The sequence below is a fragment of the Corynebacterium flavescens genome, from assembly GCF_008693105.1.
In the GTDB taxonomy this organism is placed as follows: Bacteria; Actinomycetota; Actinomycetes; order Mycobacteriales; family Mycobacteriaceae; genus Corynebacterium; species Corynebacterium flavescens.
This window is the reverse complement of the sequence record NZ_VXKK01000023.1, coordinates 72,044-97,457: the sequence shown is the minus strand read 5'-3', so window position 1 is coordinate 97,457 and position 25,414 is coordinate 72,044. Positions and strand designations below refer to the sequence as shown.

Sequence of the window (25,414 nt, the reverse complement as noted above, 5' to 3'; positions counted from 1 at the left end):
ACCGGAAGACCAGCCCTCTACGACAACGCTATCCCAAACGAATACAACCACAACCTAGGAATCCGCAAAGGCTGGCCCGGCACCTAACCCCGACACGCCCGCAGACACACTTTTTGCTCCTTAGCCCGGTTTCTGCGTGGGAAGGACCTATACGGAGGGTTGATCTATACCGAGAACTCGGCCATTTTGTCCCACGAGGTCTTTCCCTCGATGCGGAAGTTAATGATGTCTGGGGTCTCCAGCAGATACTGCGGGAACTCCTCGCAAGAGCGCTTGAAGTGCTCGGACTGCACGTGCGCGACACCCTCCCCGTCGGCATAGGTCTCGAGGAGGAGAAAGCGCTGCTCATCTTGGGGGTCGCGGAACCACTTGAAGTCTAGGCACCCCGGCTCAGCGTTGCAGGCCTCCGTGTACCAATTCACCTCATCGAGAAAGGTGTCCTTGTATTCCGGCTTGACGTGAAACTGTACGTTGATGAAAATCATGACGCCCATGGTACGCGATGATGAGAAGTCCCTCGAACGCTTCTTTAGTTGCGGAAGTACTCCACCAGATAGAGGTACTCGCCATCATAAGATACAGCTGTACCAAATCCGGTTCCCTGCATGGGTGTGACGCTGCCTGCGTTGTTTAACCAGCTCAAGCGTTCTTGGGCTTGGCCTTCAGTAAGCCGATAAACATTGCCCGTGCCTTCCTCAAGGTGAATATTGCCGTCACCGACATCGGAGTAGAACTCAAGCTCCCCACGCTCTCCTTGAGCGGCCCATTCTTGAGCAATGTCGGCAGCGACCCCGTCGCGATAATGCCCCGAAGCCTCTAGGTGCGCGACGGTAGCCTGCTCGAGATCGGTAGCAACCTGGGGCAAGTGCGCAACCACAGCACCAGGTGGCTCCTTGCCCAGCTCCCCATACTGTGAGCCAGCGGGTGGGCTGGTTGTTGGGCTGACAGCAACCGCAGGGGACGGTTCTTGCGCTGGGGCACTGGCCCCGGAGGCGGCAAGCGCCAACGCGGTGGTGGTCAGGATGCTAAGGACGCGGCGTGGAGTATTCATACCTGTCACGTTCTCACAAGCAACTCACCGTGAACAGGCTACATAGACCTTATAGGCAGAATTGATACCGCATCGTAATAGTAGAGGTCTTTCTACATCACCTCGTCTGACCACGGGCTAACGCCAAGCTTTCCTCGAGGACACGACCTCTTGGAGGCCTTATCCCTCCAGTGCTTCACCCAATTCCATCCATTCGGCTTCCAAGTCTTCGCGCTGCGCGTTGAGCTGCTTGAGCTGGGCATCGAGCTTGGTCAGGGCCTCTGTATCAACCTTTTCTGCAGCGTCGGCCATCTGAGCGTTGACCTTGTCGGCTTCCTTATCGAGCTTAGACATCTTGCGCTCCAGCGCGTTCATCTTCTTCTTGAGTTCTCTTTCCTCCTGAGAGGAGAGAGTCTTGGCGGCAGGCGAGTTGTGCTCCGCCAAATCCGGAGAGCTGGCAGCGACTGTCTTCTCACCCAAATCAAGTACCTTGCTGCCGCTTTCGGCCTCGAGAAGAGAACGCCGACGCAGGTACTCATCGATACCCCCTGGAAGATTGCTCAGCTTCCCATCACCGAAAAGCGCGTAGGTAGAATCCGCAATGCGCTCGACAAGGTAACGATCGTGGGAGACCACGACCATGGTCCCCGGCCAGGAGTCCAAAAGGGACTCGAGCTCCTGGAGAGTATCGATGTCGAGATCGTTGGTGGGCTCGTCGAGGAGCAACACATTGGGTTCTGCCATGAGAACGCGGGTCAGCTGCAGGCGGCGCCTCTCGCCACCTGAGAGGTCCCCCACGGGGGTGCGCTGACGCTTGGGAGAGAAGCCGAGCCTTTCTGCCAGCTGGGAGGCAGAGATTTCTTTGTGCCCCAGCTGGACGTAAGTGGCGACGTCCTCAACGGCGTCAATAAGCCGGCGTTGGGGATCAAGATCATCTAGTTCTTGGCGCAGCCAGCCCAGCCGCACGGTTTGACCAACGATGCGCTTTCCTGCGGCGAGCGGATACTCGCCGGCCAGCGCCCGCAACAAGGTGGTCTTGCCCGAACCGTTTACTCCCACGAGGCCGATGCGCTCCCCCGGTGCGAGGCGCCAGGTGAGGTGATCCACTAGGGTGCGGCCATCCGGCGCGGTGATTGTTGCATCCTCCAGCTCGATGACCAGCCGGCCTTGGCGCTGCTTGGAAAAAGCCATGAGCTCGACCTTGTCGCGGGGAGCCGGGACATCCGCGATAAGTGATTCTGCCGCCTCGATGCGGTAGCGAGGCTTCGACGTACGTGCGGGTGCGCCACGACGCAGCCAGGCCAACTCCTTGCGGGCAAGGTTCTGCCGGCGCTGCTCCATTGCCTCAGCTTGGCGGGCTCGTTCCGCTCGGGCGAAGATCCAGTCGTTGTAGCCACCCTCATAGATATCAACCTTCCCATCGTGGACTTCCCAGGTACGCAAGCCAACGAAGTCGAGGAACCAGCGGTCGTGCGTGACAACTACGATGGAAATCTTGCGGGATACCAGGTACTCCGCCAGCCATTGCACGCCTTCCACGTCGAGATGGTTAGTAGGCTCGTCGAGGATGACCAAGTCTAGGTCCTGCACGAGTGCCGCTGCGAGGTTAACGCGGCGGCGCTCACCGCCAGATAGCGAACCCACTGGGGTGTCGAGACCCAGATCTACGATTCCCAGCCCAGAGAGAACATCGCGGACTTTGGCATTGGAGGCCCATTGATAAGTCTCGAGACCTAAGGGCTCGATGATGGCGCCAGCTACGGTGAGTTCCTCATCGAGCTCAAAGCGCTGCGTGACCACGGCCATTCTCAGCCCAGAGGTATGAGATACCCGTCCGGCATCCGGCGGCTCAATCCCGCTTAAGACCTCCAGCAGAGTTGTTTTTCCACCGCCGTTGACTCCGACTATTCCTATCCGGTCTCCCGTCTGCACACCGAGGGACACCCCGTCCAGCAGCGTCTGCAGGCCATAGGTTTTTGAGACTTGTTCGAGGTTAATTAGGTTCGCCATAACGTTTTCCCATCCTAGTGCCTGCGGGGTTAGTACCCCCATTTCCGCTAGATGTTGAAAATGAAAGTCATTATCAATAGTATCGACCGGCATGAAGAAACCCATTCTATCTATGATCGCTGTTGTCTCGAGCACTGCGCTACTTCTCACGTCCTGCTCGAACCCCAACGGAAACTCAGCAGATACCTCTGCATCTCCCACCGAGGCCGCTTCGTCCTCGGAAGCACACGAAGACCACGACCACGGCTCCCACGACGACATGGAAGCCGGCGAGGGCGAAACCGAGGTAGCACAGCTGCCCAACCGCGTAGTTATCTCCTACGAGGGCGGTCTCAAGACCTATGATGCCAAGACCGGCAAGGTTCTCGATGAAGAGGACATGCCTGCATTCCTACGCCTAGCAAACGCCGGGGACAAGCGCCACGTCATGGTCACCAAGGGAGACAAGTTCCTCACCTACGACAGCGGGCTCATCACTAAGCCACACGGTGACCACAACCACTACTACACCGCTGAGCCGACTCTCGATGACGCCACCTACGATGCACCCCACGCCGGTCACGTAGTCTCTCACGACGGCTTCACTGCCTTGTTCTCTGACGGCAATGGCACTGTTCAGATCATTCCAGATGACCAGATCGCCGACCCCAAGGATGTCAAGACCTTTGAATCCGGTGCCGCCCACCACGGCGTGGCGGTACCGTTTAAGGACGGATCCGTCGTCATGACCAAGGGAACCGAGGACGAACGCCACACCATCCAGCACAAGGACAAGGATGGAAAAGTCCTTGCAGAGACCGATCAGTGCCCAGGCGTGCACGGCGAGGCTGCAGCAGGAAACGGTAATATCTTCTTCGGTTGCGAAGATGGCCCCGTAGTCTTCGATGGCAAGGAGTTCCACAAGATCGACGTTTCTTCCTACGCAGGCAAGGACGGCTACCAGCGCTCCGGTAACTCCGCCGGTTCGGAAGAATCCCACGTCATCTTGGCCGATAACAAGACTGATAAGGATGCCGAGCAGGAGCACCCCACGTCTGTTTCCCTCATCAATACCGAGGACTACAGCACAAAGAAGGTCGAGTTGGGATCTTCCTACTGGTTCCGTTCCCTGGCACGTGGCCCCTTGGGCGAAGCCCTCGTGCTCACCAACGACGGCAAACTCAACATCATCGACGCCGATAGCGGTGAGGTTACCAAGCGAATTGATGCCATCTCTGAATGGAAAGAGAACGAAGAGTGGCAGCTTCCTGGACCTATCCTCAAGTCCGAGGACGGATACGCCTACGTCACCGACGCCAACAAGAAGGAACTGGTCGTCATTGACCTCCTCAAGGGCGAGGAAGTTAATCGCTTCGAGCTGGACTACCAGCCGACTGAGATGTCAGTACTCTAAGCAATTCGCGGCAGCACCGCCGGCGTTACCCGCCTGAGCTTTAAATCAGGTGGGCGCCGGACCCGGGTGAAGAAGATATTAAACCCTTCGTTCCCGGGACAGCCATGGTGACCTGAAATACCACTTCTGCGGCGGTGGCTTTATCCGGGCACAAGAAAGCACAGGTCGGCCCCGAGCCGGAAACTATTCCGGCCAAGGCCCCTGCTTCTTGTCCCACGTCTAGAACCTTGCGGAGGTCGGGGCGCAAGGATAGGGCCGCCGCCTGCAGATCGTTTTTCAACTCGCCTGCGAGGCGCTCTGGATCACCAGAGATAAGCGCCTGCGACACCCTCGTAGTATCTAGGCTGGGTGAGCTCCCCTTGCCCTGGCTACGCAGCTCATCGAGCTTCTGAAATACGGACGGGGTAGAAAGCCCCTCCTTCGAGGTGATGAGCGCCCAGGTATAGCGCCCGCGAGCCAACATCGGCGTGAGTTGTTCGCCGCGGCCAGTGCCCAAAGCAGTGCCACCGAGCAAAGTGAAGGGGACGTCGGAGCCTAGGTCAGCAGCGAGAGAAAAAAGCTCATCCTCGCCCAAGGAGCGGATATCGTAGGCGCGGCTGAAACAGCTATCAGCTAGCCGCAGCGCCGCAGCGGCATCAGCCGAACCGCCGGCCATCCCGCCCGCAGCAGGGATCTCCTTATGCAATTCGAGCTCAACGACAGACAGCTCGCGCGGGCCGAACTTCTCTGCCAGCCGCGTGGCAACGGCATCGACAGCGCGCCACGCCAGATTGCTCTGGTCCGCCGGAACGCCTGCCGCATAGGGTCCCGACACGTTTATTGCCCGCACGTGAGTGCCACGGGGCGCTGCACCTTCCGACTCACTTAGAGTCACGGTGTCGTGCACGTCCAAGGACTGGAATACAGAGACCAACTCATGAAAGCCGTCGGCACGGGAGTTTCCTACCCCGAGGTGGAGGTTAACCTTGGCGTGTGCCTTGGCGCTAAAGAGGAAAGAATCTATTTGCTCAGGCTCAAGCATGCTCTACTCCCCTCACTCCGGCTAGGCGCACGAAGTCGGCGACGCTGAGCTTCTCACCGCGCAGGCCAGGCTCGATGCCGGCAGCGCGCAATGCCTCCTCAGCAGCCGCGGGCGATCCGTAGTGGCCGGCCAATGCCGCCCGCAGGGTCTTGCGGCGTTGTGCAAAAGCGCCGTCGACAAGCGGCCACACCGCGGCGCGGGACTCCGCAGTAATGGGCCAAGGCTCCTGCTCGAAGCGATCGATGCGCACAAGACCAGACTCGATATTGGGGGCAGGCCAAAATACATTCTTTCCAATGGTTCCAGCCTTGTACACAGTGCCGTAAAAAGAGGCCTTGACGCTTGGGACACCGTAGATCTTCGAGCCTGGCTGCGCTGCGAGGCGCTCAGCCACCTCGAGCTGAACCATCACCAATACCCTGCGGATAGAGGGGAAGGTTTCCAAGAAGTGGAGCAGTACCGGAACTGCCACGTTATAGGGCAGGTTAGCCACCAACGCGGTGGGGGCGTCCACGTCCTGTGCATCGACCTGCAGCGCGTCCTTGTACACTACCTCTAAGCGCTCACTTAGGCCGGGGGCGCGCTCGGCGACGGTGTGCGGTAGCTGGGAAGCCAAGCGGGGATCGATTTCTACCGCCTGTACTGAGTGGCCCGCGCCAAGCAAGCCCAGGGTCAAAGAACCCAACCCGGGGCCGACCTCCACCACTGTGTCCTCGGGGCGCAGCTCAGCCGCGTTGACGATACGCCGAATGGTGTTCGGATCGTGGAGAAAATTCTGACCTAGCTTCTTGGTCGGGGTAATGCCCAAGCTGCTGGCAAGCTGTCGAATCTCCGTGGGACCTAAAAGGTCCGCCGCGTAGTCACTCATGCAGTCCAATCTAGTGCAGGAACCAAAAGACCCCTCCCGCCGGGGTATGGCCCAGCGGGAAGGGTGGAGTATTTAGGGATTTAGCGCAGACCCATCTTGGAGGTACACGCGGGCCAAGCGCCCCAGCCCTGAGAGGCCTGGACCTTCTCAGCAACGGCAATCTGTTGCTCGCGGGTGGCCTGCCATGCCTCAGGAGCATAAGCGGTGCCGCCGAAAGCTGCCCAGGTGGACGGGGTAAACTGCAATCCACCGGAGAAACCATTGCCGGTGTTGATATTCCAGTTTCCGGTTGCCTCACACTGCACGAGCTGATCCCACACAGAACCGTTGGCAACGGAAGGAGCAGAGGCACTGGCGGCCTTCTTGGTGCCACGCGCAATGATGGAAGGCTTGGCCTCCACGGTGACGGACTGCTTGAGGACATCGTTGGATTCCTCAGCGCCATTCTTCATTACCTGCTTGCGCGTAACGACGCGCTCGCCCTTGACGCCCTGCTCACGGACAACTTCGCTGCCCTCTTCGAGCTCACTATCATCTACATAGTGTACATCGGCATCGAACTGCTCGGTTGCATCGAATACCTTGGTATCGATCTTATCCACGGTAATGGACATGCCGTTGGTCACGGGAGCATCCGAGGATGGGGATACGCGGTCATCATCATCAACCTTGATGCCACGGGCCTTGATGATGTCACCCACGGTCTTAGCGGCGATGTTGGTATAGGTGATCTTGCCGCCATCATTGATTTTCACGATCTTGGGGGAAATGACCTCGAGGTCCATTCCCTCTTGAACGGCCTCGTCACTTTCGACCTTTTTATCCCCGGCCAACACGACGGCGTTGGGGGCGACGTTGCCCAAAGAACCGATCAGGTCGGAGACCTTCAGGGAGGTGGTAGACATCTTCTGCTGCACGCCATCGACGGTGACAGCCACCGGCTTGGCGGTGCGAACCGTGATGCTATCACCGTCATTGACCTTCTCGGAAGGGGCCGGGTAGACAAGATCTTCCTGCCCGACGCTTACGCCAGCAGCGTTCAGCGCCTCATCGACGTTGCCCGCCCACGTGGCCAGCTGAACCTTGTCACCGTTGATATCGACGGTGACGTCCTTCTGTGCCGTGACGGCAACGACGCCGCCGACTGCCAAGGTTCCCAAGACGCCGCCGGTAGCAAGACGCAGCGGCAGGGAGCGGGAGCTGTTGATTCGCTTGATCTGGTTTACAGGTGACATGAAACTCTCTTCGGTGAAGTCAGTTGAACTCAGTAGCAGTGCCATGCCCCGCCGGGGCGCTACCTCCAGGGGGAAGCTGCAGCCTAGTTATAAAGACGGGGCGAACGATTAATAACGATACGATAACATCCCGGTATAGTCGAGAGCCAATCTTCGTTATAGTTCACAGGCGAAACATCGGCCACATTTATCGCCCCCGCCACCGCCTACCAGCCAAAATATAAACTATGATGCTCGTCACACATTCTTAGAATTTGCTAAGAACCTAGCCTATACACCGCATCGAAGGTGTTGTTGACCTCTTGAACTAGCTCTTCTACCCGGACCCCGCGGGCCTCGGCGATGCAACGATACGTGTGGCCGATTAGAGCCGGCTCGTTGCGCGAGCCCCGAAAGGGCTCGGGAGTCATATAAGGGGCATCGGTCTCCACTAGTAACTGGCCCGCCGGCGCAATACGCGCGGCCTCGCGCAGCTCCTCATTGCGCTTGAAAGTCACGTTGCCGGCGAAGGAGAGAATATAGCCACGCTCAAGCGCCTCACGCGCGACCTGCAACGGTGAGGAGAAGCAGTGCAACATCACTGCCCGAGGCTGCGGGGACTCCGCCAGTATTCGCAGCAGCGCCTCATCAGCCTCGCGGTTATGAATCATAAGCGTCTTTGCGGATTCCACCGCCAGATCAATGTGCCACCGCAGCGCCTCTTCCTGGGTGTCCATGTCCGCGGTAGTCTCCGGTGCATGTTCTATCCAATATGCGTCTAGTCCCGTCTCCCCTATGGCCACGCAGCGCGGATCTGCCGCCATCTTGCGCAGGCGTTCCTTCGCTGAATCGTCGAGCTGACCGGCGCGCACGGGGTGAATGGCGCAGGCCGCATAGACATCAGCGAAAGCGTGGGCAGCAGATAATGCTGCGGCGGATTCCTCTATATCGTCTCCGACGGTGACGATGCGGCCTACTCCTGCCGCCTCCGCGCGGGAGACCACGTCCGCGTCCGAATCCGGGTGTGAGGCCAGGTGCGTATGGGCGTCAACCAGCGCGCTCAGGCCTTCTACCGGCACGGGAATGGGACGAGGCTTCTTCTTAGACATGCCCGCGATTGTAGTTGTAGTCTTTTAAACCATGCTCATTCGCCCCGCCGTGCTGGCCGACGCCGCCGCACTCAGCGCCATCTATAACCAAGCTTCCTCTGCCACACCGGCGCACAACCTTGTGACGTGGCAGGAATCCCTTTCCGATCGCGAGCAGTGGCTGCGCGACATGGAAGAAGAGGGCTACCCCTTATTCGTCGCAGTCGAGGACGACGCCGTCTTGGGTTGGGCCGCGTACTTCCAATTTGTCACACCCGCTATCTACTTCGGCACCGTCGAGAATTCGATTTATCTGGCCCCCCAGGCGCGTGGCAAAGGCGTGGGCACCAAACTCCTGCGCGCGGTTATCGACGCCGCCGCGCAGGACGAATACGTGCAAACGATGATTAGCTACATCGTCGACCACAACGAGGCTTCGATCGCCCTTCACCAAAAGCTGGGCTTTGTTGAGACCGGCCGCATGCCAAATATCCACACCAAGGACGGGCACCGGCTCGGCTTAGTCCACCTGCAATTGGATTTCCCACGCGATTCCATCACCACTGAGCGCACCCCTGAGCGCGCGAACTGAGCGAACTTGGCGAGTGTTCCACCTGACTCATCGCCCATTGAGCTCGTCATCGATGAATACTGAACGCGTAGCGCCCAGGCTTGCGCCCAGCATGGCGAAGGACAAGATGATAAGCACCACGAGCGGCACGGTCCAGTTGCCGCTCCAGCTGTTTAGGGCCCCAAGTACCAGCGGTACAACTCCGGCCAAGACATAGCCGCCCGGCTGCACGAATCCTGAGAGCCGGGCAGTCATGACCGCCGTTCTCGTCCGTGCTGCCAAGAGCGCAATGGCCAGCGGGAAGCACATACCCCCCACTCCCATCAACCCGGCCCACAGCAGTGGCGCACCGGCCGCGTCCACGAGCATTCCGCCCCATCCGCTCGCGGTGCACAAGGCTAAGAAGATGGGGACGGGGCGCAGGTTATTAAGGCGCTCAATTAGCCAAGGCATAAGAATGCCGCCGACAATATTGAGCGCTCCGATAAGTGCCAAAGCCAGGCTGGCGGTACTTTGTGAAACGCCCTTGTCCATGAGCATCTGCGGGAGCCACCCCATCTGCACGTAAGCCATGGTGGATTGTAGCCCGAAGAAAAGCAGCATCGCCACTGCCGTTGGTGATTTAATAATGGGAACCGAAGGGCCCGCGTCCCCGAGCGGGGCGTGCGGGATGTCGCCCCACGTCCGCGGCAACACGGCGAGCCACACCAGCAGCGCAATGCCCACTGGGATGGCCCACACGGCGAGACTACCGCGCCAGGTCGGCATCACCACGGCTGACAGCGGCCCAAGGGCGGAGGATAAACCCAGCACCGAGGTGTAAAGGGTCATCAGCACAACCATCTGGGAGACTCTTCCGTGTTGTTTGATCCACGCGGGCAGGACAATGTTGGCCACTGCCATTCCGCTTACCAACAACAACGTCAGCGCCAAGAATCCGGCAAAGCTACCGGTCCAGGGGCGCAGTGCCAGCCCAATGAGCATGGCTATTCCACCGACGAACACGGTCAGGGAAAGCCCCGACCTGCGCGCGATGGGAACCGCGCACCACCCCATGATGGCAAAAACAATGCCGGGCAAGGCGGTGAGCACTCCGACGGTGGCCGGGCTAATCCCAAAGTTCTCTCGAATCTGCGCCAGTACCGGCGCAACCGAGGCAATCCCCGCTCGCAGGTTCAACGAGGAGATGCCCACAACCAAGAGTATGAGGAAGAAAGCTAGCGGGTTGCGTGACTTGCCCATGTTCTAAAGCTGCCTTCCTACAAATAGATGAAACCCGCCTCCTATGACAAACACTCGTTATACCTCGCAAGCACGAGGTATCCGCAGCGTTTTGAGGAGGCGGGGAAAGCTAAGAACCTGCCTACTTGAGTACCGGAGCCCACTCGGGGCCGGTCTCCCCCAACTCTGGATCAAGCTTGGTGATGAGCGGCTTCGGCTTGTTTAGCGGCGTTCCCGGTTCCACCTGGACTCGCTGCCATACGGCCTGCTGCTTGGTGTAATCACCGGTAATGATGGGATAGGGATGATTCTCTGGCGGCAGACCTACTCCGACAAGATCCACCGGCATGTCATCGAGGACCTCCTCGATGACGGGCTGCGCCGCCCATACGCCCGTGCGTCCCAAGGTCTCATGCACCTTCTGAGCCGTGAATGGCAGGAAAGGTGTGAGCATCACATTGCAATCAGAGACGACCTGCAAAGCAGTCCATAGCACCGTGGCCAGGCGCTCGCGCTGGGTCTCATCCTTGGCCAGCTTCCATGGCTCCTGGTCCGCAATATAAGCGTTGGCCTCCCCGACGACGTGCATGACCGCGCTTATAGCCTGCTTGAACTTAGAGCTTTCCAAGAACTGGCCGGCCGTGGCGAAAGTCTCCTCCGCCAAAGCCAGGATCTTTTCATCTGCTGGCTCTAAAGAAGCAGGCGTAGGAACTTCGCCGAAGTTCTTATGCGCCATGGAGACGGTGCGGTTGACTAGGTTGCCCCAGCCATTAGCCAGCTCGTTGTTGATGCGGCGGACGAACTCGTCCCACGTGAAGTCGGTGTCGTTATTTTCCGGTCCGGCCACGGCGATGAAGTAGCGCAACGCATCGGGCCCGAACTGAGCAAGGAAGTCCTTGACGTAGATGACCACACCCTTGGAGGAAGAGAACTTCGAGCCGGACATGGTCAGGTACTCGGAGGAAACCACCTCGGTGGGCAGGTTGAGGTCACCGTAGGTATGCAGCTCGCCGCCTTTGGCGCCCTTACCCGCATAGCCCAAAAGCTCTGCGGGCCAGATCTGGGCGTGGAAGGTGATGTTGTCCTTGCCTTGGAAGTAATAGTGGCGGGCCTGCGGGTTCTGCCAGAACTCTTTCCATGCATCGGGGCGGCCAATGCGATAAGCCCACTCAATGGAGGCAGAGAGGTAACCCACGACCGCATCAAACCACACGTAGAGCTTCTTTGCGCCGTTGTCCTCCCAGCCCTCGACGGGAATGGGGATGCCCCAGTCAATATCGCGGCTCATGGTGCGCGGGCGCATATCTTCGAGCAAGTTCAAAGTGAACTTCAAGACATTGGGACGCCAGTCCTCGCGCGTGGATAGCCACTTCTCAAGTGCATCTTTGACTGCGGGCAGATCCAGCAGGAAATGCTCGGTCTCTACGAAGATCGGGGTTTCGCCGTTGATCTTCGAAACCGGGTTGATGAGGTCAGTGGGATCGAGCTGGTTGCCGCAGTTATCGCACTGGTCGCCGCGGGCACCCTCTGCGCCACAGATGGGGCACGTTCCCTCGATGTAGCGATCTGGCAAGGTGCGCCCAGTCGAGGGAGAAACCGCGCCCATGGTGGTCTCTTTGATCATGTAGCCGTTCTCATACAAGCCCCGGAACAACTCTTGGACCACTGCGTAGTGGTTGCGCGTAGTGGTGCGAGTGAAGAGATCATAGGAAAGGCCGAGCCGAGCTAGGTCCGTGACGATTTGCCGGTTATAGCGGTCCGCCAACTCGCGGACGGTCACGCCTTCTTTATCGGCTTGGACGAGGAGCGGAGTGCCGTGTTCGTCAGTACCAGAGACCATGAGCACGTTGCGACCACGCATTCGCTGGTAGCGCGCGAACACATCCGAGGGAACGCCAAACCCCGCCACGTGTCCAATGTGGCGGGGGCCGTTGGCATAGGGCCATGCAACATTTACTACTACTGACTCACTCATGACCCCTAGCCTATCGAAGCCCCCCTTGAGGGCGCACGATCAGGTAAGAATTTTGGTCTGCTACTTGTGACGTTGCTGCCGGCGCTGCTTGAGCGCGTGCGCACGCTGGTACTCGCGGTGGATGCGGCGCTCCCGAGCCAACTTCCGCTGGAATGCCTGCGCCTCGCGATACTCGAGGTAGATCACGTCATTGCGGAGATCCTTGACTAGCGAGAACATCAACAAGATGAGGACCACGAGGAAGGGCGAGGCCGCCACGATGGTCACGTTTTGCAAGTTGCTCAGCGCATTCTCGTTGGTCAAAAGAAGCACAAGGCCCACGGCTGCGGTGAGCGCTCCCCACGTGGCGGAGAGCCAAGGCGCAGCGTCTGCCCTTCCGTTTTGGGACATCGATCCCATGACCGTGGAAGCGGAGTCAGCCGAGGTGACAAAGAATGTCGCCAGCATAACCATAGCGACGATGCCGGCTATCATGCCCAGCGGCAGCGCGTGAAGAAGATTAAACAGCTCTTCTTCGGTGGATTCGCCAGCGATGGACTCACCCTTTTGCTCCAAGTGGATGGCTGTACCGCCAAAGATGGCAAACCAGAGGGTCGAGACTCCCGCAGGGACAAGAAGTACACCGATGCAGAACTCGCGGATCGAGCGCCCGCGCGAAATACGGGCCAAGAACATGCCGACGAAAGGAGACCAAGAGATCCACCATGCCCAATAGAACAAGGTGTAGCTAGACAGCCACTCGCCTGCCTCCCCGTTGTTCGACTCGGCGGTACGGGCGATCATCTCGGTGAAGGAACTGAGATAATTGCCAACGGAGCCTGGAACGAGGTTGAGGATAGAGATCGTGGGGCCCAGGATGAACACGAAGATGGCCAGCACTGCGGCCATAACCATGTTGGCATTAGAAAGGTACTGAATACCGCGTCCTACCCCGGATATAGCAGACAAGATGAAAGCCAGGGTAAGTACGAGAACTATTCCCACGACGACAAAGTCAGATGGGCTAGATATCAAGCCCGAGGCCTGCAGGCCGGCCTGAATCTGCAGCGCGCCCAAGCCCAAGGAACAGGCGGTACCGAAAACGGTGGCGAAGATCGAGAGGATGTCGATGAACTTACCCACTGGGCCATTGACGGCGCGCTCCCCAAAGAGAGGGGTAAAGGCCGAGGACAGCAACTGCTTGCGCCCGATTCTGAAGGTCGAGTAGGCAATGGCCAACCCCACCACCGCATAGATGGCCCACGGGTGCAGTGTCCAGTGGAACATGGCCGTGGCCATGGAGGTTCCGACCTCATGCGGCTCGTGGCCCGGTACCCCGTTGCGATAGAAGTCCAGCGGCTCTGAGGCGCCGTAGAACATGAGGCCAATGCCCATGCCGGCGGCGAACATCATGGCTATCCAGGACCCGGTGGCAAATTCGGGCTCCTCATCAATCGCTCCGAGCTTGATGGTGCCAAACTTAGACGCAGCCACCGCGATGACAAAAACCACGAATACCGTGCTGAAGAGCACGAATGCCCAGCCAAAATCGGTCACGACGAAGTCAAGTGCTTTTTGGGATACCTGGGAAAAGCTATCAGGAAAACTCAATCCCCAGACCACAACGGCGGCGACGAGCAACCCCGTGATGGAAACGATGGTCCAGTCGATGGAGGCATCCTCGGATTCAGCCGCGAGGTCGATCTTCTCGTCGGAGGAAAGTGCTTGGGGATCAAAGCCCGGCTCGAGCATTGAGGCCAATTGCTCTGTTGCCGATTGTCCTTCCAAGACATCGTCGACGGTTTCGTACTTCTGATCTTCAGGCTTGTTCTCTAGCACTTCGGGATCGTGTGGATCACTCAGATCCTTTCCTTGTGGCGCCGATGCGCCGGAGAGTTCGGATTTAGACATACCCTCCACACTGGTGCTCATTCGCACATATTTCAAGCTGGAAACCTTCAAAAAGTCCACAGCTTCAAGAAATCACGGTGCTACCTTAAGCACTTTTCGCGCTAAAAGCTCTATAAACCGCATGCCAGCACACACGGCGAGAAAAGCGCCGTGTGCAACTATAACGATTCAGCTAAGCCTCGCGCCTTGCGGCAAGCACCGCATCATAAAGCTCACGATTGGAGGCACCAGTGCCTGCGGCTGCTTCCTTGCAGGCAACTTTGAGGCGCATTCCCGCGGCGCTGAGCCTCTCGGCCTTGTCAACGAGTTCCTCCAAGGAGAAAGACGCGGCATCGCCACCCTCGATGACTACGGTAACTTCCCCGCGCACGCCTTCCTTCGCCCATTGGGCGAGCTCTGCAAGGCTGCCCCGTTTTACTTCCTCGTGCGTCTTGGTCAGCTCACGGCACACGGCGGCTTGACGTTGGCCGCCGAGGATCTTAGCGGCTTCGTCAAGCGTCTCAGCGATGCGATGGGGCGATTCGAAGAACACAATCGCGCGCTCCTGCGTGCGCAGGCTCTCTAGCCAGGCCGCGCGGGCACCGGCCTTGCGGGGAGCAAAAGCATCGAAAAGGAAATGTCCGACGCCCAGCCCGGATAGCGCCAACGCGGTAGTAACGGCTGAAGGCCCAGGCAGGCAGGTGACTGCGACGCCCGCCTCCCTCGCCGCCTTGACGAGACTGAGCCCGGGATCAGAGACAATAGGCATACCCGCGTCGGTGACCACGAGCACCGTGCCGGTCCGCGCAGACTCGATGAGGCTTGCTGCTCGAGCGGCCTCGTTGTGGTCAAAATTGGAGACCACCTTGCCGCGAATCTCCACCCCCAGAGCCTGCGCCAGGTTGCGCGCCCGCCGGGTGTCTTCAGCGGCAACGACGTCCGCCTGCCCCAGCGCCTGAATGAGCCTTGCGGACGCGTCTCCCACGTTGCCCAAAGGAGTGGCCGCCAACACCACGCCGCGCGGCAGGGGATCGAGCTGAAAATTGAAACTCATGCCCCAAAGCATTCCACATCCCGGGCCGCTACCGATAGCCCGCCGCATAAGGCTGTGGCCTAAACTCGTGGGCGTGACTACTGCTACCGCCCCTACCCCAGCCACACATGGCGTGCGCGGACGCGTAGAGCCACCGGCCCCGGTGGCATATTCTTGGCGTCGCGCGGATTGGATAAGCACCGCAGCAATCGCGGTGCTCGCATTACTGACCCGCTTCCTTGGTCTTAATACCCCGGTATCCGGCGGCACCCCTATTTTCGACGAGAAGCACTATGTCCCCCAGGCCTGGGACTTGGTTCGAAGCTGGGACAACCTGTTTATCGGCGGCATAGAATCCAATCCCGGGTACGGGCTGGTGGTCCACCCCCCGCTGGCGAAACAGATCATGGCGCTCTCGGAAATGGTCTTCGGTTATACCCCGCTGGGCTGGCGTTTTATGGCGGCAGCTTTCGGCACCGCGACCATCATCACGATGATGGCCCTGGCCCGCCAAATCAGCAACTCCTGGCAGGTCGCCTTCCTTGCCGGCCTCATCGGGGTTTGTGACGGCGTGCTTCTCGTATCCTCCAAGTTTGGGATGCTCGATATCTTTCAAGTCTTCTTCGTCGTCGCCGCGGCGTGGGCGCTCGCACGTGATAACAATGCACTGCGGATGCGCCTTCACAACGCCTGGCGCAATGGAAACCTCGGGGCCTCGAACTTCGGCCCGCGGTTTGGCTTTCGGTGGTGGCGCTTTAGCGCGGGAGTCTTTCTCGGCCTCAGCCTTGGGGTGAAGTGGTCCGGGCTGTACTACATCTTTTTCTTCGGGCTACTCAGCGTCTTCTCGGATCTCGCGCTGCGCAGGCGCTATGGCGTCCGCCGCTACGCTGCTGGCACTCTCGTTCGCGATACCCCGGCCGCATTGGCCTCCTTAGTACTCGTTCCCCTACTTCTATACGTGTGGACGTGGCGTGCCTGGTTTGCCTCGGAAACCTCCGTCTACCGCCACGCCAAGGTCGATGGCACCATCAGCGCGCTCTCCCCCCTAAAACTGCTGCCAGAGCCGATCGCTGGGTGGCTGTATTACCACGGCTCGGTCCTCGAGTTTCACGCCTCTCTCACTTCCTCAGGCGGCCACCATCACCCGTGGGATTCTAAGCCCTGGGCCTGGCTCGTCGCGGCGCGTCCCATCCTCTACTACTCCTCGACGGACATCGAGTGCGGTGAGGGTCACTGCCGCCGGATGCTCTATCTCTTCGGCACTCCCGCCATCTGGTGGTGCGTCGTCCCGGCCGTCTTGTGGGGACTGTGGGCACTCATCGTGCGCCACAATCGTTCTTTCCTTATTCCCTTGGTTGGCTTCGCCGCCGGATTCTTGCCCTGGCTGGCCGCCTTCGATCGGCAAATGTACTTCTTCTATGCCGCCGCCTTCATCCCCTTTGTCATCGTCCTCATCGCTCTGGCGTTGGGGCAAATGATTAATCGCGGCAGGCTTCTTCGTTGGAGGTGGTTGAGCGCCTTAGCCGGCGGCCAGATGAGAAGCGGAACCTTCATGACCATTTGTTACCTCGCCACCGTGGTTGCCATGTTCTTCTATTTCTCGCCGCTGTTTTATGGCTTCATCATTCCCGAGGGTTGGTATCAATCAATGATGTGGTTGCCCAGCTGGAGCTAGCGCTTGGCGAAGTCCCCTCTCCCCCAGCCCTCCACGTCCATCCCCGGCCGTCTCTACTGTCTCTGCCTGTGCACCTCACTGCGAAGCTACAAGCGCGGCTTTAGTACAGCTCGTTGCGCGGGCCAGAACCTATACTGCGCAGCGCCGACTGCAAAGCATAGCCGCGATCCGCGGCCCAGCCCCAGCCCAGGCACGCTGCAGCGATGCCTGTTGCAAGGAGGAAGTAGACCTGGGTGACCTCGATGGTTCCCCACACGATGTCACGCATGGCAAACCCGAAGAGGAAGAGAAACATCGTGCAGGCCACGGGGAACAGGCCTGCGGCGAAGCGCGGACGCCACGCTGCGAAAATAAGCCCAGAGGCGAGCCCGAAGCGTGTTGCCGCGCCCTCCATCAACAGGGCTGCGCGCACGGGATCGGCTCCCGGATCAAGGACGCTGCCATCAGCGTTGGTGGGTTCTAACCCAGAGGCGGTGATGATGAGGACGACCGCCCACACCGCAAATATCGCGCCCATCACGGCAATAGCGGCCCGCGAGAGGGTGCGACCGGCTTGGCGGGCTCCCGCTGTCTTGCGCCACTGCGGTTCCACGCCGGCCAAGATGATATCCGAAAGATCCTGTGGCGGCGCCATGCCCGCCCCAGCTGGCTCGCCAAAAGCCAGCGAACGCGACAAAGCCGCAGCCTCATCGCGGAAGGCGCGGCACTGGGCGCAGCTTTCTAGGTGTGCGTCGACCACATCATCCTCGAGCCCATGTGGTTCCCCGTCAAGGCGTGCAGAAATAGCCGCCTGCACTTCCTCATGAGTTAGCACGGCTCAACACCCCATCCAGGCTGGCCCTACCGGCCCCAAAGACCACGACCATCAACAGCGAGACCACAAGCACAGCTGGATATTCAATCCCAGAATCCGTGGCAAAAAGCCCATTGCCGAGATGCACGAAGTACAGCGCGCACGCCGCCAGCAGAGCCAGTGCGCCTGCAACCAGCGTAGTGAGCAAACCGATGACGAGGAAAGCTCCGCCAATCATCTCCCCGATGGCCGCAAGATAAGCGGAAATCTGCGGCTGCGGAACCCCCCAAGCGGAGAACTGACCGATGGTCTCATCCATGCCGGTCATGAACATCTTATCGACGCCGTGCGCGACGAAAATAATGCCCAGAACCGCGCGGAAGACCAGCAGCGCAGCATCACGAACGGCGGGTTTATCCATGGGAAATAGACTACCCTGGTTGGCAGTATTTCTCCGAAAGGACCGAGCACATGTCTCTTCTCCACGGCAGCACCCTAGCCTTCTGCGACACTCCCCTGGGGACCCTGCGCATCGTTGGAACGGACAATGCGGTATCCCGGATTCTCTTTCCCCACGAAGCTCTCCCGGACTTCCCAGACTTGCCGGACTCGCCAGTCACTCCTCCCGCACTGCAAAGCTCTACGGCCGTCGACGCCTGCGTGCAACAGCTCCGCGAGTACTTCGCCGGACAGCGCACGAGCTTCGATCTTGCCCTTGCCCCAGAGGAAAGCTCCGGTTTCCAGGCCCGCGTCCGCGAAGAACTAACCCGCGTGGGCTTTGGCCAGCGCCTGACCTACTCGCAGCTGGCAGGGCTTGCCGGAAATCCGCGCGCCACCCGTGCCGCGGGCTCCGCCTGCGCGAGAAACCCCCTTCCCATCGTCGTCCCGTGCCACCGCATCATCCGCAGCGATGGCACGCTGGGAAACTACCGTGGCGGAAGCGCAGCCAAGACATTTCTTCTCGGCTTAGAGGCGCAACGCTCCTAGGGTAACCGCACCTAAAAGAGCAGCACTGGAACCACTTTCCCCGTGCTCCAGTCCAATATCTCAAGCTCATTTACGCCGAACCCAACCAATGCACCAAGAAAGCCGAGAAGAATGTCTGATTCCGATACACCCGCGACCAAGAAAGAAAACGCTCCCAGCACGCGCACGGGACTCGTCTTCGATGACGAAGGAAAGGGACGCCCGCCTTGGGCAGTTACTTCTGCTGCACTCAAGGAGTATTACGACACTGAATGGGGAATGCCCATTCACACGGAGTCGGGACTGCTCGAGAGGCTTGTCTTAGAAGGTTTCCAGGCCGGACTCTCGTGGTCCACCGTTTTGCACAAGCGCCCTGCATTCCGCGCGGCCATGGCTTTCTTTGACGCCGATAAGCTCTCCCACTATGGCGAATCCGAAGTGGCAGAGCTTTTGGCTAACCCAGCCATTATTCGCAACGAACGCAAGATCCGAGCCGCGATTCGCAACGCACAGGCCGCCGTCAGTCTGCGGGAGAAGGGTGGATTAAACCAGCTCATCTGGTCTTATCTACCGGAGCACAATATCCACCCCAAGTACATAGAAGATATCCCTACCCGCTCCCCAGAGTCCGAGGCCCTAGCCAAGGCCCTCAAACATGAGGGTTTTACCTTCGTCGGCCCCACCACGTGCTACGCGCTCATGGAGGCAATCGGCATGGTCGATGCCCATCTCGTAGGTTCCCATCGCCGTGGCAGCTCAGGAGTCTGGGAAGGCTAGCCCACGCGACGGACAGCGAGGTCGTCGCGGCGCGGCGCACGCCTGCGCGCAGTGTCGTGTCCACCAAACTCATCGTCGCTATAGCGCACTGGCAGGTAATCAAAGTCGGGTGAATCGTCATCGCTTTCGAGCACCACTGCGCCAGGACGCCGCAGGTTGCGGGGAATGGCCAAAGCCTCATCCTCCGCGTTGCGCACGCCCCAACGTGCGCGGCGCAGGTGGCGCACGCGGCGCCGCAAGAGATCCTGTTCGTGACGCACTTGGTTGCGCAACGCAACGAGGTAGATGCCTGCTACAACGGCGACCACGGCTGCCGGCCACCATGCCGGACCGCCGACGATGATGCCTAGCGCCACTGCTGCTACGGCTGCAACGGCCAATCCTATTAAGGTGCGCTGACGGCGCTGAAACCTATCTGCCGAGGCCTTCTCCGCAGCCACAGGATCCCATCCTCCGCGTCCGAGCCGGCGTTGTGCAAATTCCAATTCCTCAGCAGACAGTCCGGTGTCCTCAGCAGCTAGGTCTTCACCCTCGACGTCCGCGTCCTCCCCCGCCTCGTCCTCGTGGCTCTCATTATCACGGGAGGATTCCACAGCAGATGCTTCTGGGCTATCTACTGCACCCGGGTACATCAGATCTGCCGGAGAGGTAAAGGTCTCGTCCATGTCATAAGCATCCTCGGCCAGCTTCGGCGCCACTTTGCCGGGCGCATCAGGCTCGTCGGACTCAGCGGAAGCTGCGCTTGACGAAGTCGCGCTGGGAGCGTCAGAAATCAACTCCGCCTCGGCCACATCCTCAGCCTCCGAAGCCTCGTCCACGCCCGATCCTGAGCCCGAATCTGCGCCTTCCTCCGACTGCTCCAACGGCAATTCATCATCAATCAGGAGAATGTCATCTTCTTCGATGACCTCACCCTCTACCGTTTCGGGCACAGCGGTAGCCCCAGCAGAGTCAGCACGAGGCGAGTCCTCACCGCGCCCGAGCTCAACGTCTGCAGGGGACACTAGTTCGTAGTCATCTTCGGTTTCGGAGGTGCCTCGACGGCGCAAATCTTTCAAGGAGAGACGCGGTCGGCGGCGGCGTGGCGCCTTGCCTGAATCGCCCTCAAAAAGGACGCGGGTCTCCTCGAAAGCCTCACCAGTACGGCCCATGGGGCGCTGCGAATTGAGGATCCACGGTGCGAGCACGAAAAGCCACACCACGATGATGAGAATGATGGGTACTGCAGTGGACACGAGCGCGACGCACCTTCCCGTAGACGGATACTGGGTTTAGTAATTTTTAGTAATGCTCGTCCCACAGTATCCGGGGTGATTCGATACCTAGAGAAGGCAAACCGGCCAGCCGCCAAAAGTGTTATGGGAGTGAAAACTGTGACTGGTGGGGATCCCTGTTTAGCGGATACGGCCTTGCTCTCGCAGGCGCTCCACGGCAGTGCTGCGATAGTCGTCGCGGACTATCGCCATGAGCTGATGATCTCTCCACGCGCCGTTGATATGCAGCGCACGCCTAAGATAACCCTCGTGCCTGAAACCATTAGCTACTAGCACTTTGCGGGATCCTGGATTCTCCGGCATGAAGGTGGCAGTAACGCGATGCAGCCCCATCCGCGAGAAAGCGTGATCAACGCCCAGCCCACACGCTGCGGTGGCAACTCCTGCCTTATGTACCTGCGAATATACCCAATAACCTATCCAGCACTCGGCGATGCCTCCGTGTTGAATATTGCCCAGTGTCAGCTGGCCCACAAATCTTCCGTCCAGCTCAATGACGCAGGGAACCACTATTCCCTCTCGAGCCGCCGAACGAAGTTGTGTTAGATGGCTCCACCACGCCTGCTGATTATGGGAATCACGCCATGTCGTGGGCATGGTTGGCTCTACAGGTCGCAGAAACTCCTCATCGGCGATTCGCTGTTGGCGCCAATCGGCCCCGTCTTTGCGCAACAGTGGCCGCAGGCGTACCTCGCCACCCTCTGCAAGTGCCTCCGAAGGCGAGAGGAGCACCGAGGGAGTAGATTCCGGCCAGCCGGGGTGAATCGGATGCGGCCACCCCTGAGCTGGCTCGGCAAAACGGCCAGCTGCGGTTCCAAAAGGATCGAACATCAGCTACGTTGACTCAAGAAAATCACGTCAACGACGTCACCAGGCCGAACCTCCGAGACATCTTCAGGCACCCGAATCATCGCATTGGCCTCCGCCAATCCGGCCAAAAGGTGTGCTGGGGCTCCGGAGGAACCCCCCAAGCCTTCCACAAGATAATCTGCGGTTTCGGCATCCCTCATCAACCGGGCGCGAATGAAACCGCGGCGACCGGGGCGGGAATCAATATGGTTGAGAGCCCGCGCGCGTACGACGCGACGATTGGCGTTGCGCTTGCCCAGTGCCAAGCGGATCGCTGGTCGCACGAAAATCTCAAAGATGACCAGAGCCGATACTGGATTAGAAGGCAACAGGAAAGCCGGAATCCGGTCCTCCCCCAAAAGCCCGAAGCCCTGTACTGAGCCAGGATGCATAGCCACCCGTGAAGTATCGATCTCCCCTAGCTCGGCAAGCACCTCACGCACCGACTGAGAACCTGCGCCGCCCACCGCGCCACTGACTACGAGAATCTCGCTCCTAGCGATATAAGTTTCCAAGGTCTCGCGGATTCGACGCGGCTCGCCTTCGGCGATACCGACGCGATGCACATCTGCTCCGGCTTCTTTGGCCGCCGCAGCTAAAGCATAGGAGTTGACATCAAATACCTGCCCCAATCCGGGCTCGCGATCGATATCGACCAACTCGCGCCCAAAGGACACGATGGTTACGCGCGGACGCGGATAGACAAGCACCTTGCTGCGTCCCACAGCGGCAAGCAGCCCAATCTGCGCCGGCCCTAAGACGCTGCCTGCAGAAACTGCGACATCACCGGGCTGGATGTCATCACCCACCCTGCGTACAAAGTCGCCGGAGTGAACGGGGCGATGCGAGGTGACGCGTTTGCGTCCTCGGTCTGTCCATTCCAATGGCAAAACGGCATCGGCAAGCGTGGGAAGCGGCGCACCGGTATAGACGCGCACAGCCTGCTTGGGCTGGAGGCGCAGTGGCTGACGGGAGCCGGCAGGGACTTCGCCCACGACGGGAAGCGAACGCTCGACCTCAGGCTGCTGTGCATCTTGCGATGCGGATTCTTCTTCCGGTGCGCTTATTTCACTGTGACGAACCCGCAGACCTCTTTCACCACCGATATCGACCGCACGCACCGCATAGCCGTCGATTGCAGCCTGCGGAAAGCCTGGCAGCGGCTCATGTGCCTGCACGTCTTCTGCGCACATGAGGCCCAAAGCGTTGGCGATGGCGATTCGCACCGGTTCGGGGGTGACCGCTGCATCACTCACTAGGGCTAGCTGATCATCTACTGAACGCATTCAACGCCGCCTTTCACCAGCTACTGCTGGATGCCTTGCTCTGCCTCGTATTCGGACAAGATCTTCTTGATCGACTGATAAAGCGCAGGACCGTACTTGGGGTCCCGAAGTCCAAAATCAACGTTAGCCGGGATATAACCGCCCGGGTTACCCAGATCATGGCGCTTGCCCTCATGCACCACAACGTGCACCGGCTCGCCCTCCTGAATGAGCAACTCGATAGCATCCGTCAACTGCAGCTCCCCGCCTTTGCCTGGCTTAATGCGGCGCAGCGCATCGAAGATCTTGCGGTCTAGGAGATACCGGCCTGTAGCCACCAGATTCGAGGGCGCATCCTCCGGATCCGGCTTTTCCACCATGCCGACAACTTTCTTAACATCAGGGTTCTCGGAGTCCTCAACGTCAAATACACCGTAGTTGTAGGTCTGTTCCCGCGGAACCTCGAAGGCGCACAAAACCGATCCACCGCACTCGGCGCGGACATTGGCCATTTTTTCCATCGCGGTAGCAGGCAGGACAATATCATCCGGCAACATGACGGCGAAGAAATCCTCATCCTCATCAAGAACCCCCTCCGCTAGACCTACAGCCTGGCCAAGTCCTAGAGGCTTCTTTTGCTCTATGGAAACAGGATGGATGAGCTGCGATGCCCGCACAACTTTCGCTACTTGCTCATCTTTACCTCGCGCCGACAAGGTCTCCACCAGCTCGGGGAACTCGTCGAAGTGCCTCATCACCTCTTGTTTTTTGGGAGCTGTGATAACCGCCAAGCGCGTGGCTCCTACCGAAGCTGCCTCCTCCGCAATCAGCTCGATACCAGGCGTATCAACCACCGGAAGAAGCTCTTTGGGTACGGTTTTAGTGGCGGGGAGAAAACGGGTGCCCATACCTGCGGCGGGGACGACGACCGTTTTGATTCCTAGGGAGGAACCCTCTCGTTCTTTAGACATGTTGTCCAGTTTACAGGCCCGCCCCTCAGTCTCCCGCGTAGCACTCCGCCTCAGTGTACTTTTTAGGCGCTGTATTGTTTAGAGACATGGAAGCAGAAGTCTCCGCGAAGTCTGCACTTCGCACCGAGCTTGTCGAAGCTCGACGCGCATTGCCTGAGGATCAGCGTGCAAGCCTCAACGCGGCACTGGTTTCCCAAGTGGAGCACTTGCTCAAACCTGGAATGACAGTGGCCGCTTATAACCCTCTCCCCAGCGAGCCGGGCGGCCCGGGCTTTATCACCGTCCTTTCCTCTCTCTGCGATACCGTCTACCTGCCCATCTCTTTGGCTGATGGCGCGCTAGCCTGGTCGATATACCGCGGGCCTGAAGAAACCACCCTGGGCCGCCTCGGAATTTCCGAGCCAGCGGGGCACAGGGAGGATAGCTCGATCCTCGCCTCCTGCGACTACATCTTCGCCCCCGCCCTCGCAGTGCATCCTGCAGGCTTTCGCCTAGGCAAAGGCGCTGGATATTATGACCGCGCTTTGGCTCAACTTCCAGCGGGCACCGCCACCGTAGTCGGCGTGGTCTACTCCCACGAGATACGCAGCGACGTTCCCGCCCAGAAACATGACGTACCAGTGGAGTACATTCTCACAGAAAACGCCTTGCTCCCCGCAGTACCTGGTTCTCAGGTCTAGTACCTTCTGCTCTAGTAACTACTACGCTTCCTCAAATACCTACTGTACTTCGGCGTGGGAACCGTGCCTAGTTCCTTTCAGTCCAATTCCCCATGAACAACCGCCATCTGCGCTCTTTCTTGCGTACCCTCACCACCCCGGGACACCACAGGCTGCTCCTCGTGCGACGTCTAGTCGCCGCACTCCTCGTCGTTGCCGCGGGAGTTAGCTACGCGGGAACTCTTAAGGAGCAACCCTCAGCCCTCGTATTCGCCGCTGATGTTCCCGCTGGAAAGCGCATCGGCCCCGGAGATCTAAAAACTGCGCGCCTGCCTGCGCAGGCCATTGCTGAATCCGCGCTACACGGTGCGCCAGCAGACTTTGAGGGACGAGTTGTCGTTGCAGCCGCAGGCCGCGGGGAGATACTTAGCGCCGCACGCATACTTGATGAGCACCTCGCAGCGAGTCTGCTGAGCGAGTCCACAGAAAGTGAAATCACCCCCAATGCCCACATGGTGCCTCTTAAGCTTGCTGAGCCAGACCTTATTCCCCACCTCCACCATGGAGACGAGGTCAACGTGGTCAGCGCCGTCGACAAGCCCGAACTCGATGAGCCACGGGCAGCAGTCATCGCTGCAGGTGGGCGCGTCATAACAGCCGGCGGTGGCAAGGAAGGCGAAAAGCCTACCTCGGTCTTGCTTGCCCTTCCACAACGCGGGGCTGAGGCTGTCGCGGCTGCGTCATTGAGCCAGCCGCTGACCGTGGTCATCGTCGGTTCCCGTGCACAGGCTCCGCAATTCTCTTAGTCGCGATAGACCACCCGCCGCGCTTTTATTAAATGAGCAGCGGAATTTCGACTAGGGTCGAAAAGGTATCGCCCCGCCGCAATGGC

The 25,414-nt window shown here is 59.4% G+C and carries 24 protein-coding genes; 7 read left to right on the top strand and 17 right to left on the bottom strand.

Features of this window, described 5'->3' with window-relative positions:
• Positions 1 to 164 precede the first annotated feature (164 nt).
• The 3 genes from F4V60_RS04215 to F4V60_RS04205 form a co-directional block, all read right to left on the bottom strand.
• Positions 165 to 485, bottom strand: a complete 321-nt coding sequence (locus F4V60_RS04215; protein WP_075731052.1) for a putative quinol monooxygenase — start codon at positions 483 to 485, stop codon at positions 165 to 167.
• Between the two features lie 44 nt (positions 486 to 529).
• A complete protein-coding gene (locus tag F4V60_RS04210) occupies positions 530 to 1,051 on the bottom strand; it encodes a hypothetical protein (RefSeq protein ID WP_075729477.1) in 522 nt (173 codons plus the stop codon).
• A gap of 159 nt (positions 1,052 to 1,210) precedes the next feature.
• Positions 1,211 to 3,040: an ABC-F family ATP-binding cassette domain-containing protein gene (locus F4V60_RS04205; RefSeq protein WP_075729476.1), complete on the bottom strand. Its 1,830-nt coding sequence runs from the start codon at positions 3,038 to 3,040 to the stop codon at positions 1,211 to 1,213.
• A 91-nt stretch (positions 3,041 to 3,131) separates the two neighbouring features.
• Between F4V60_RS04205 and F4V60_RS04200 the strand changes: the two genes are divergently transcribed.
• Complete coding sequence (locus F4V60_RS04200; protein ID WP_075729475.1) at positions 3,132 to 4,433, top strand: hypothetical protein; 1,302 nt, start codon at positions 3,132 to 3,134, stop codon at positions 4,431 to 4,433.
• Between the two features lie 40 nt (positions 4,434 to 4,473).
• Here F4V60_RS04200 and F4V60_RS04195 read toward each other — a convergent pair whose 3' ends face one another.
• The 4 genes from F4V60_RS04195 to F4V60_RS04180 all read right to left on the bottom strand — a co-directional run bounded on the left by F4V60_RS04195 (position 4,474) and on the right by F4V60_RS04180 (position 8,645).
• On the bottom strand, positions 4,474 to 5,454 hold the full coding sequence (locus tag F4V60_RS04195) for a 4-(cytidine 5'-diphospho)-2-C-methyl-D-erythritol kinase (RefSeq protein ID WP_075729474.1): 981 nt from the start codon (positions 5,452 to 5,454) through the stop codon (positions 4,474 to 4,476).
• Complete coding sequence (rsmA, locus tag F4V60_RS04190; RefSeq protein WP_075729473.1) at positions 5,447 to 6,322, bottom strand: 16S rRNA (adenine(1518)-N(6)/adenine(1519)-N(6))-dimethyltransferase RsmA; 876 nt, start codon at positions 6,320 to 6,322, stop codon at positions 5,447 to 5,449. Before rsmA ends, F4V60_RS04195 begins: the two co-directional genes overlap by 8 nt.
• Positions 6,323 to 6,402: 80 nt before the next feature.
• Positions 6,403 to 7,557 carry a resuscitation-promoting factor gene (locus F4V60_RS04185; protein ID WP_075731050.1) on the bottom strand — a complete coding sequence of 385 codons (1,155 nt, stop codon included), beginning with the start codon at positions 7,555 to 7,557 and terminating at the stop codon, positions 6,403 to 6,405.
• A 257-nt stretch (positions 7,558 to 7,814) separates the two neighbouring features.
• Positions 7,815 to 8,645, bottom strand: a complete 831-nt coding sequence (locus F4V60_RS04180; RefSeq protein ID WP_075729472.1) for a TatD family hydrolase — start codon at positions 8,643 to 8,645, stop codon at positions 7,815 to 7,817.
• A 31-nt stretch (positions 8,646 to 8,676) separates the two neighbouring features.
• Between F4V60_RS04180 and F4V60_RS04175 the strand changes: the two genes are divergently transcribed.
• Positions 8,677 to 9,216 (top strand): GNAT family N-acetyltransferase, encoded by a 540-nt coding sequence (locus tag F4V60_RS04175; RefSeq protein WP_075729471.1) that lies wholly within the window; start codon positions 8,677 to 8,679, stop codon positions 9,214 to 9,216.
• A gap of 27 nt (positions 9,217 to 9,243) precedes the next feature.
• On the opposite strand, the gene F4V60_RS04170 is transcribed toward F4V60_RS04175, so the two are convergent.
• The 4 genes from F4V60_RS04170 to rsmI form a co-directional block, all read right to left on the bottom strand.
• Positions 9,244 to 10,437, bottom strand: a complete 1,194-nt coding sequence (locus F4V60_RS04170) for an MFS transporter (protein WP_075729470.1) — start codon at positions 10,435 to 10,437, stop codon at positions 9,244 to 9,246.
• A gap of 121 nt (positions 10,438 to 10,558) precedes the next feature.
• Complete coding sequence (metG, locus tag F4V60_RS04165; protein WP_075729469.1) at positions 10,559 to 12,391, bottom strand: methionine--tRNA ligase; 1,833 nt, start codon at positions 12,389 to 12,391, stop codon at positions 10,559 to 10,561.
• 60 nt (positions 12,392 to 12,451) lie between these two features.
• Complete coding sequence (locus F4V60_RS04160; RefSeq protein WP_075729468.1) at positions 12,452 to 14,281, bottom strand: BCCT family transporter; 1,830 nt, start codon at positions 14,279 to 14,281, stop codon at positions 12,452 to 12,454.
• Between the two features lie 172 nt (positions 14,282 to 14,453).
• Positions 14,454 to 15,314, bottom strand: a complete 861-nt coding sequence (gene rsmI, locus F4V60_RS04155) for a 16S rRNA (cytidine(1402)-2'-O)-methyltransferase (RefSeq protein ID WP_075729467.1) — start codon at positions 15,312 to 15,314, stop codon at positions 14,454 to 14,456.
• A 73-nt stretch (positions 15,315 to 15,387) separates the two neighbouring features.
• Between rsmI and F4V60_RS04150 the strand changes: the two genes are divergently transcribed.
• Positions 15,388 to 16,968 carry a dolichyl-phosphate-mannose--protein mannosyltransferase gene (locus F4V60_RS04150; RefSeq protein WP_232315980.1) on the top strand — a complete coding sequence of 527 codons (1,581 nt, stop codon included), beginning with the start codon at positions 15,388 to 15,390 and terminating at the stop codon, positions 16,966 to 16,968.
• A 100-nt stretch (positions 16,969 to 17,068) separates the two neighbouring features.
• Here the strand turns inward: F4V60_RS04150 and F4V60_RS04145 are convergent, their stop codons facing one another.
• Together F4V60_RS04145 and F4V60_RS04140 are read right to left on the bottom strand one after the other, a co-directional pair.
• Entirely contained in the window at positions 17,069 to 17,782 is a 714-nt protein-coding gene (locus F4V60_RS04145; protein WP_075729465.1) for a zf-HC2 domain-containing protein, read from the bottom strand.
• Positions 17,769 to 18,182 (bottom strand): DoxX family protein, encoded by a 414-nt coding sequence (locus tag F4V60_RS04140; protein ID WP_075729464.1) that lies wholly within the window; start codon positions 18,180 to 18,182, stop codon positions 17,769 to 17,771. The genes F4V60_RS04145 and F4V60_RS04140 overlap by 14 nt, the downstream gene beginning before the upstream one ends.
• A gap of 50 nt (positions 18,183 to 18,232) precedes the next feature.
• Here F4V60_RS04140 and F4V60_RS04135 point away from each other — a divergent pair, with 50 nt between their 5' ends.
• Positions 18,233 to 18,748: a methylated-DNA--[protein]-cysteine S-methyltransferase gene (locus F4V60_RS04135; protein ID WP_075729463.1), complete on the top strand. Its 516-nt coding sequence runs from the start codon at positions 18,233 to 18,235 to the stop codon at positions 18,746 to 18,748.
• Between the two features lie 111 nt (positions 18,749 to 18,859).
• Positions 18,860 to 19,504: a DNA-3-methyladenine glycosylase I gene (locus tag F4V60_RS04130; RefSeq protein WP_075729462.1), complete on the top strand. Its 645-nt coding sequence runs from the start codon at positions 18,860 to 18,862 to the stop codon at positions 19,502 to 19,504.
• Here F4V60_RS04130 and sepX read toward each other — a convergent pair.
• The 4 genes from sepX to F4V60_RS04110 all read right to left on the bottom strand — a co-directional run bounded on the left by sepX (position 19,501) and on the right by F4V60_RS04110 (position 23,863).
• Positions 19,501 to 20,739 (bottom strand): divisome protein SepX/GlpR, encoded by a 1,239-nt coding sequence (gene sepX, locus F4V60_RS04125; protein ID WP_075729461.1) that lies wholly within the window; start codon positions 20,737 to 20,739, stop codon positions 19,501 to 19,503. The genes F4V60_RS04130 and sepX overlap by 4 nt on opposite strands.
• Positions 20,740 to 20,898: 159 nt before the next feature.
• The gene (locus F4V60_RS04120; protein WP_075729460.1) at positions 20,899 to 21,609 is read right to left on the bottom strand and encodes a GNAT family N-acetyltransferase; all 711 of its coding nucleotides are present in this window, start codon (positions 21,607 to 21,609) and stop codon (positions 20,899 to 20,901) included.
• Positions 21,609 to 22,913 carry a molybdotransferase-like divisome protein Glp gene (gene glp / locus F4V60_RS04115; RefSeq protein ID WP_075729459.1) on the bottom strand — a complete coding sequence of 435 codons (1,305 nt, stop codon included), beginning with the start codon at positions 22,911 to 22,913 and terminating at the stop codon, positions 21,609 to 21,611. The genes F4V60_RS04120 and glp overlap by 1 nt, the downstream gene beginning before the upstream one ends.
• Positions 22,914 to 22,933: 20 nt before the next feature.
• On the bottom strand, positions 22,934 to 23,863 hold the full coding sequence (locus F4V60_RS04110) for a UTP--glucose-1-phosphate uridylyltransferase (RefSeq protein WP_075729458.1): 930 nt from the start codon (positions 23,861 to 23,863) through the stop codon (positions 22,934 to 22,936).
• Between the two features lie 86 nt (positions 23,864 to 23,949).
• Between F4V60_RS04110 and F4V60_RS04105 the strand changes: the two genes are divergently transcribed.
• On the top strand, positions 23,950 to 24,543 hold the full coding sequence (locus F4V60_RS04105; RefSeq protein WP_075729457.1) for a 5-formyltetrahydrofolate cyclo-ligase: 594 nt from the start codon (positions 23,950 to 23,952) through the stop codon (positions 24,541 to 24,543).
• A gap of 92 nt (positions 24,544 to 24,635) precedes the next feature.
• A complete protein-coding gene (locus tag F4V60_RS04100; protein ID WP_075729456.1) occupies positions 24,636 to 25,328 on the top strand; it encodes an SAF domain-containing protein in 693 nt (230 codons plus the stop codon).
• The last annotated feature ends 86 nt before the right edge of the window (positions 25,329 to 25,414 follow it).

Coding starts and splice junctions, on each gene's coding strand:
- F4V60_RS04210 (WP_075729477.1), bottom strand. CDS start 1,051: ATGAATACTCCACGCCGCGTCCTTAGCATCCTGACCACCACCGCGTTG.
- F4V60_RS04170 (WP_075729470.1), bottom strand. CDS start 10,437: ATGGGCAAGTCACGCAACCCGCTAGCTTTCTTCCTCATACTCTTGGTT.
- rsmA (WP_075729473.1), bottom strand. CDS start 6,322: ATGAGTGACTACGCGGCGGACCTTTTAGGTCCCACGGAGATTCGACAG.
- F4V60_RS04195 (WP_075729474.1), bottom strand. CDS start 5,454: ATGCTTGAGCCTGAGCAAATAGATTCTTTCCTCTTTAGCGCCAAGGCA.
- F4V60_RS04140 (WP_075729464.1), bottom strand. CDS start 18,182: ATGGATAAACCCGCCGTTCGTGATGCTGCGCTGCTGGTCTTCCGCGCG.
- glp (WP_075729459.1), bottom strand. CDS start 22,913: ATGCGTTCAGTAGATGATCAGCTAGCCCTAGTGAGTGATGCAGCGGTC.
- F4V60_RS04130 (WP_075729462.1), top strand. CDS start 18,860: ATGTCTGATTCCGATACACCCGCGACCAAGAAAGAAAACGCTCCCAGC.
- F4V60_RS04205 (WP_075729476.1), bottom strand. CDS start 3,040: ATGGCGAACCTAATTAACCTCGAACAAGTCTCAAAAACCTATGGCCTG.
- F4V60_RS04105 (WP_075729457.1), top strand. CDS start 23,950: ATGGAAGCAGAAGTCTCCGCGAAGTCTGCACTTCGCACCGAGCTTGTC.
- rsmI (WP_075729467.1), bottom strand. CDS start 15,314: ATGAGTTTCAATTTTCAGCTCGATCCCCTGCCGCGCGGCGTGGTGTTG.
- F4V60_RS04120 (WP_075729460.1), bottom strand. CDS start 21,609: ATGTTCGATCCTTTTGGAACCGCAGCTGGCCGTTTTGCCGAGCCAGCT.
- F4V60_RS04185 (WP_075731050.1), bottom strand. CDS start 7,557: ATGTCACCTGTAAACCAGATCAAGCGAATCAACAGCTCCCGCTCCCTG.
- F4V60_RS04215 (WP_075731052.1), bottom strand. CDS start 485: ATGATTTTCATCAACGTACAGTTTCACGTCAAGCCGGAATACAAGGAC.
- F4V60_RS04160 (WP_075729468.1), bottom strand. CDS start 14,281: ATGTCTAAATCCGAACTCTCCGGCGCATCGGCGCCACAAGGAAAGGAT.
- F4V60_RS04175 (WP_075729471.1), top strand. CDS start 8,677: ATGCTCATTCGCCCCGCCGTGCTGGCCGACGCCGCCGCACTCAGCGCC.
- F4V60_RS04180 (WP_075729472.1), bottom strand. CDS start 8,645: ATGTCTAAGAAGAAGCCTCGTCCCATTCCCGTGCCGGTAGAAGGCCTG.
- metG (WP_075729469.1), bottom strand. CDS start 12,391: ATGAGTGAGTCAGTAGTAGTAAATGTTGCATGGCCCTATGCCAACGGC.
- F4V60_RS04200 (WP_075729475.1), top strand. CDS start 3,132: ATGAAGAAACCCATTCTATCTATGATCGCTGTTGTCTCGAGCACTGCG.
- F4V60_RS04110 (WP_075729458.1), bottom strand. CDS start 23,863: ATGTCTAAAGAACGAGAGGGTTCCTCCCTAGGAATCAAAACGGTCGTC.
- F4V60_RS04135 (WP_075729463.1), top strand. CDS start 18,233: ATGTCTCTTCTCCACGGCAGCACCCTAGCCTTCTGCGACACTCCCCTG.
- F4V60_RS04100 (WP_075729456.1), top strand. CDS start 24,636: ATGAACAACCGCCATCTGCGCTCTTTCTTGCGTACCCTCACCACCCCG.